At 72.4% G+C, this 6408-nt stretch carries 4 protein-coding genes; 1 reads left to right on the top strand and 3 read right to left on the bottom strand.

What is annotated here, in order from left to right:
• The coding region (locus tag I0C86_RS19495) for a DMT family transporter (protein ID WP_196202691.1) at positions 1-779 on the top strand (779 nt) is incomplete at its 5' end.
• A gap of 66 nt (positions 780-845) precedes the next feature.
• On the opposite strand, the gene I0C86_RS19490 is transcribed toward I0C86_RS19495, so the two are convergent.
• From I0C86_RS19490 to mfd, 3 genes are read right to left on the bottom strand one after another with little or no spacing between them, the layout of a single operon-like run.
• A complete protein-coding gene (locus tag I0C86_RS19490; protein ID WP_196202690.1) occupies positions 846-1826 on the bottom strand; it encodes a nucleoside triphosphate pyrophosphohydrolase in 981 nt (326 codons plus the stop codon).
• Positions 1827-1867: 41 nt separating this feature from the next.
• Positions 1868-2605, bottom strand: coding sequence for a hypothetical protein (locus tag I0C86_RS19485; RefSeq protein WP_196202689.1), 738 nt, complete (start codon positions 2603-2605; stop codon positions 1868-1870).
• Between the two features lie 13 nt (positions 2606-2618).
• Positions 2619-6248: a transcription-repair coupling factor gene (mfd, locus tag I0C86_RS19480; protein WP_196202692.1), complete on the bottom strand. Its 3630-nt coding sequence runs from the start codon at positions 6246-6248 to the stop codon at positions 2619-2621.
• Positions 6249-6408 lie beyond the last annotated feature (160 nt).

The raw sequence follows: 6408 nt of genomic DNA, 5'->3' as shown, positions 1-6408 counted from the left end.
GCGAGTGGGTGATCCTGACCGCTCTCGCCGGCACCGGACTCGCCGCGTTCAACGCCTGCATCCTGATCGCCCTGCCGCACGCCGATCCGGCGGTCGTCGGCACCTTCATCGGGGCGGCGCCACTCGGGCTCGCCCTGCTCGGCCCGCTGCTGGGCGGCCGCCGTCCGACCATCCGACTGGTGGCCGCGGCCGGGATCGTCGTCGCCGGTACCGCGCTGGTGCAGGGCAGCGGACGGACCGACGCGATCGGCGTACTGGCCTCGGTCGGGGCGCTCGGTGGCGAGATCGCCTTCTCGCTACTGGCCGCCGCCGTACTACCGAGGCTCGGGCCGGTACGGGTGGCCGCCTACAGCTGTGCGCTGGCCGTACCACTGTTGTTGCTGGCGGCGCTGCCGGCCGGCGAGGTCGCCCGGTGGCGCCTGCCCAGCGCGGTGGAGGCGACCACCCTCGGCTACCTCGCGGCGTTGATGACCGTGGTCGCGTTCCTCGCCTGGTTCACCGGGCTGCGCCAACTCGGGGTCGAACGGGCCGGCGTGCTCGTCGGCCTGATGCCGGTGGCCACGCTCGTCACCGCGGCGGTCCAGGCTGGCCGGGCGCCCGACCTCGGACAGACCGCCGGAGTGCTGGTGGTGGCGATCGGGCTCGCCGCCGGACTGTACGCGGGGACCGCGCACCCGCGCCGGGCCGGGCAGCGACCCGAACCGACGGATCCCGTCGAGAAAACAGCAGATCAACAGCGTCGATCAGTTGGACAGGCGTCAATGACATCGGCCACCTGATCACAATTGGCCTGTCCACCACAGAGGCCGCCACGAGCGCTCGGCGTCGGGCACCGCCGAGCGGCGTCAGGAGGGCGGTACGGAGTCGCTCTCGGCGGCCCGGACCGCCGCGGCGTACTCCAGGGTCGCCTGGCGCAGCGCCGCCTCGGCGTCCAGCCCCGCCGCCCGAGCCCGGACGACCGCGTCGAGCAGGCTCGCGCCGAGCCGCGCCGAGGGATCCAGTTCCGCCGACGGCTCCGGCGTGGGCAGGTCCAGACCCGATCGCTCCACCCGGTGCAGGATCTTCGCCGCCAGCGCCAGCGCCGGCTGGGAGAGCGCGACGCCGTCCAGCACCGAGCCGCGAGGCTTCTCGGCCCGCTTGATCTGCTCCCAGTTCTCGGTGATCTCCTCGATGCTGCCGACCGGGGCACCGGCGAAGACGTGCGGATTGCGCCGGATCATCTTCTCGACCAGGCCACCGGCCACGTCGTCGATCGTCCACCGCTCGTCGTCGGGCAGGTTCTCGGCCAGCCGCGCGTGCAGCACCACCTGCAACAGCACGTCCCCGAGTTCCTCTCGGAGTGCCACGAGATCCCCGGCGGCGATGGCGTCGTACGCCTCGTAGCACTCCTCCAGCAGGAACTGGGCCAGGGTGGTGTGGGTCTGCGACCGCTTCCACGGATCCCCGCCGGGCGAGGCCAGCCGGTCCATCACGGCGACCGCGTCGAGCAGCCGGGCGCCGGGCGGATCCCAGGAGCCGTACATCAGTTCCAGCTCGGCCAGGCCGGGCTCCCGGGCCAGCCGCAGACCCAACTCCCGGGCCAGGAACTCGTCACCGGCCGGGCCGGCCAGCCAGACCGCCGTACCGTGCGCGGCCGCCGCGTCCAGCAGGGCGGCCGTCGGCGTACCGGTGACGGTGACCTCGGCACCCGTGACCCGTACGGCCGTGGTCAGCTCGCTCTCCGCGCCCGCCAGCACCGGAAAGGCGCGTACGACGTCCCAGGCCGCCGCGGTCATCACCCCGGCCGGCAGCCGGGGCGAGGTGACCAGCAGTACGATCCGGCCCATCGCGGGTACGGGCGTCGCTACCCGGGCGTCCACCCCGTCGCTCAGCGCGCGTCGATGACCGTGTCCGGGCCATCCTGACCGACCGTGACACTCACCGCCGGGGTGCCGCTCAGGAAGAGCACCGGGTACTCGAGCGGGCGGTACCGCGGGTTGATCGTGACCTTCTGGTCGGCAACCGCCTGGGTCAGCGTGTTGCGCAGGGCCAGACCGCCACGCAACTGCGGCTGGTCGAGCTGCTTCCCGGCCTCGTCGTCCTTCGCGTCGGGCGGCACCGCACCGGTCTTCCGGCCCAGGGCCACCAGGGACTGCAACTCCTCCTTGGTCGGCTCCGCCTCGCCCTGCGGTACGCCCGCGACGCAGAGCGCCAGATCGAGCGACTCCTCGGCGTACCGGGACCCCGGCGGCAGGCCCTGCTGCTTGGCCCACTCGTCGAGCGGCGGGCGCTCCGGCGAGCTGAAGCTCTTGCCGGCGGAGAACCGCTTGCAGACCTCCCGCATCACCAGCGCGCGGACGACCTCGGACCGGGTCGGCGCCTTCACCTCGGCCTCGCCCGGCGGAGTGTTGGGGTCCGGCGGAGTGCTCGGGTCCGCGCTCGGCACGTGACCGCCCGGCGGAACCTTGCTCCGGGCGTCGTCGAGGACCTTGGTCACCTCGTCCTCGGTGATCTTCCGATCACCGACGTACGCGGCGATCGTGGAGTCGGACCGGCAGGCGGAGAGGACGGTGGTGCCGAGCACGGCAATCACCGCGATCGAAGCCAGACGACGGGCACGCTGCATGCTCGACACTCTCTCACGCACCCGCGGCCACCGACGGCACGGGGTCACCCAGCACGTCCCGGAGGAGCTGGGCGCACCAGTCCAGCAGGGCCTGGTCCCGCAGCGGATCGCCGCCGATCCGGCGGGTCGTCGGGCGGGGCACGCTGACCTGGTCGGTCGCCGCCTTGTAGACCGCGTCCGGGTGGTACCGCTTCAGACGGAGCTGCTTCGAGTCCGGCAGCGGCAGCGGACCGAACCGGACATGCCGGCCCTGGACGGAGACGTCGGTGAGCCCGTACGCCCGGGCGAGCAGCCGGAACCGGGCCACCGCGACCAGGTTCGCGACCTGCTCCGGCGGCTCGCCGTACCGGTCGGTCATCTCGGCGACGACCTCGGTCAGTCGGGCGGCGTCCCGGGCCTCGGCGAGCTTGCGGTACATCTCCAGCCGCAGCCGCTCCACCCCGATGTAGTCGTGCGGCAGGTGCGCGTCGATCGGCAGGTCGACCTTGATGTCGACCTCCTCCTCCGGTGCCTCCCCCTTGAAGGTCTGCACCGCCTCGCCGACCATCCGGACGTAGAGGTCGAAGCCGACCCCCTCGATGTGTCCGGACTGCTCGCCGCCGAGCAGGTTGCCGGCGCCCCGGATCTCCAGGTCCTTCATCGCCACGTACATTCCGGCGCCCAGCTCGGTGTGCTGGGCGATGGTGGCCAGCCGCTCGTGCGCGTGCTCGGTCAGCGGCTTCTCGGGCGGATAGAGGAAGTACGCGTACGCCCGCTCCCGGCCCCGGCCGACCCGGCCCCGGATCTGGTGCAACTGGGCCAACCCGAGCAGGTCGGCCCGCTCCACGATCAGCGTGTTGGCGTTCGGGATGTCGATGCCGGACTCCACGATCGTGGTGCAGACCAGGACGTCGTACTCCTTCTCCCAGAAGCCGACCATGACCTTCTCCAGGGCGTCCTCGCCCATCTGGCCGTGCGCGACGGCGACCCGGGCCTCCGGCACCAGCTCCCGGATCCGACGGGCCGCCCGGTCGATCGACTCGACCCGGTTGTGCAGGTAGAAGACCTGGCCGTCGCGGAGCAGCTCACGGTGGATCGAGGCGGCGACCTGCCGGTCGTCGTACCCGCCGACGAAGGTCAGCACCGGGTGCCGTTCCTCCGGCGGGGTGGCGATCGTCGACATCTCCCGGATGCCGGTGATCGCCATCTCCAGGGTCCGGGGGATCGGCGTCGCCGACATGGTCAACACGTCGACGGCGGTACGCAGGGTCTTGAGGTGCTCCTTGTGCTCGACCCCGAACCGCTGCTCCTCGTCGACCACCACCATGCCGAGCTGCTTGAACCGGGTGGCCGCCTGGAGCAGCCGGTGGGTGCCGATCACGATGTCCGCGCTGCCGTCGGCGGCCGCCTCCAGGGTCAGCTCGGCCTCCTTCGGCGTCTGGAACCGGGAGAGCTGCCGGATCTGCACCGGGAACTGCCCCATCCGCTCGGCGAAGGTGTTGTAGTGCTGCTGGGCCAGCAGGGTGGTCGGCACCAGGATGGCCACCTGCTTGCCGTCCTGCACCGCCTTGAACGCGGCCCGGACCGCGATCTCGGTCTTGCCGTACCCGACGTCGCCGCAGATCAGCCGGTCCATCGGGATCGACTGCTCCATGTCCCGCTTGACCTCCTCGATCGCGGCGAGCTGGTCCGGCGTCTCGGTGTACGGGAAGGCGTCCTCCAGTTCCCGCTGCCACGGGGTGTCCGGGGCGAACGCGTACCCCTTGGACGCCTTTCGGGCGGCGTAGAGCTGGACGAGCTGGGCGGCGATCTCCTTGACTGCCTTCCGGGCCCGCGCCTTGGCCTTCTGCCACTCCGCGCCGCCCATCTTGTGCAGCGTGGGCGCCTCGCCACCGACGTACCGGGAGAGCTGGTCGAGCTGGTCGGTGGGAACGAAGAGCCGGTCGCCGGGCTGCCCGCGCTTGCTCGCGGCGTACTCGATGACCAGGTACTCCCGCTCGGCGCCGTTCACCGTGCGCTGTACCAGCTCGACGTACCGGCCGATGCCGTGCTGCTCGTGCACGACGTAGTCGCCGGCCCGCAGCTCCAGCGGGTCGATGGTGTTGCGCCGCCGGCTCGGCATCTTGCGCATGTCGCGGGTCGACGAGCCCCGGCCGCCGGTGATGTCGTTGCCGGTGACGACCGCGAACCGGGACGCGGCGTCGAGGAAGCCGTGGTTGAGCGACCCGCAGGCGACGACCAGCTCCCCGGGACCCGGCGGCGCCGGAATCGTCTCGGTCAGCGCGGCACCGAGCCCGGCGTCCCGGAGCACCTCGACCGCGCGCTGCGCCGGCCCGTGCCCCTCGAAGACCAGCGCCACCCCCCAGCCCTCGCCGACCCAGCGTCGAAGGTCGTCGACCACCCGGTCGGTCTCGCCGTGGTAGAGCGGGACCGGCTGGGCGGCCAGCGCCACCGATTCGCCCGCGTCCGGCGTGACCGAGACCACCGACTCCGGCTCGACCTCCCACGGCTGCACGTCGGCCGGCCCGGCGGACTCGACCAGACCGAACGGGGACACCGACCACCAGGGCTGGCCGAGGCCGGTGGCGGCCTTGCGTACCTCCGCCAGCGTCTTGAAGGCGGCGGCGCCGACGTCGACCGGGGCCTGGCCACCGACGGCCGCCGCAGCCCAGCTCGCCTCCAGGAACTCCGCCGAGGTACGCACCAGGTCGTGCGCCCGGGTCCGGATCCGCTCCGGGTCGCAGAGCAGTACGTGGGTGCCGGTCGGCATGCAGTCCAGCAGCAGTTCGAGGGAGTCGTCGCCGATCAGCGCCGGAGCGAGCGACTCCATCCCCTCGACCGGGATACCCTCGGCCAGCTTGTCCAGGATCTCGGCCAGTTCCGGGTGCTCCGCCGCCAGTTCGGCGGCCCGCTGGCGTACCGGGTCGGTGAGCAGGAGTTCCCGGCAGGGCGGTGCCCAGAGTGCCGGAACCGCCTCGATGGTCCGCTGGTCGGCGACGGCGAAGGTACGGATCTCCTCCACCTCGTCGCCCCAGAACTCGACCCGGGACGGATGCTCGTCGGTGGGCGGGAAGACGTCGAGAATGCCACCCCGGACGGCGTACTCCCCGCGCTTGGTGACCAGGTCGACCCGGGCGTACGCGAGGTCGGTCAACCGGCGCGAGGTCTCCTCTAGGCCGGCCTCGGCACCGACGGCGAGCCGGACCGGTTCCAGGTCACCCAGCCCCTTGAGCTGCGGCTGCAACACCGACCGGACCGGTGCGACGACCACCCGGACCGGCCCGTCGTGCTCGGCCAACTCCGGATGGGCCAGCCTGCGCAGCACCCCGAGCCGCCGCCCGACGGTGTCCGACCGGGGCGAGAGCCGCTCGTGCGGCAGCGTCTCCCAGGCCGGATAGACCACCACCTGCCCCGGCGGCAGCAGGCTGCCCAACGCCGAGGCAAGGTCGTCGGCCTCCCGCGTGGTGGCGGTCACGGCGAGCACCGGCCGCCCCGCGCCGCCCTGGCCCTCACCGGCCGCCACGGCGGCGACCATGAACGGCCGCAGCGCCGGCGGGGCGGTGAGCTCGAGCCCGTCCGCCTCCGCACCACCGCCACGGGCCAACGTCCGGGCCCGGGCCAGCGCGGGGTCTCGAAGCGCGGCGGTCAGCAGACCGGCGAGCACGGTCATGATCACAACCTCTGGGTGGACACACGGAAACTACCCCGCGCCCAGGCCGGGCGGGGGGTGTACGGGTGAAAGGAAGGGCCCCCGCTTATCGCTTTTTGTATAGAAGGGGTCCCCTCTTAACACCGCTCCCAAAGCCTATCCCCTGAGCGGGAGG

It is taken from the genome of Plantactinospora alkalitolerans (genome assembly GCF_015690345.1).
GTDB lineage: Bacteria > Actinomycetota > Actinomycetes > Mycobacteriales > Micromonosporaceae > Plantactinospora > Plantactinospora alkalitolerans.
This window is presented reverse-complemented; position numbering and strand designations above follow the sequence as displayed.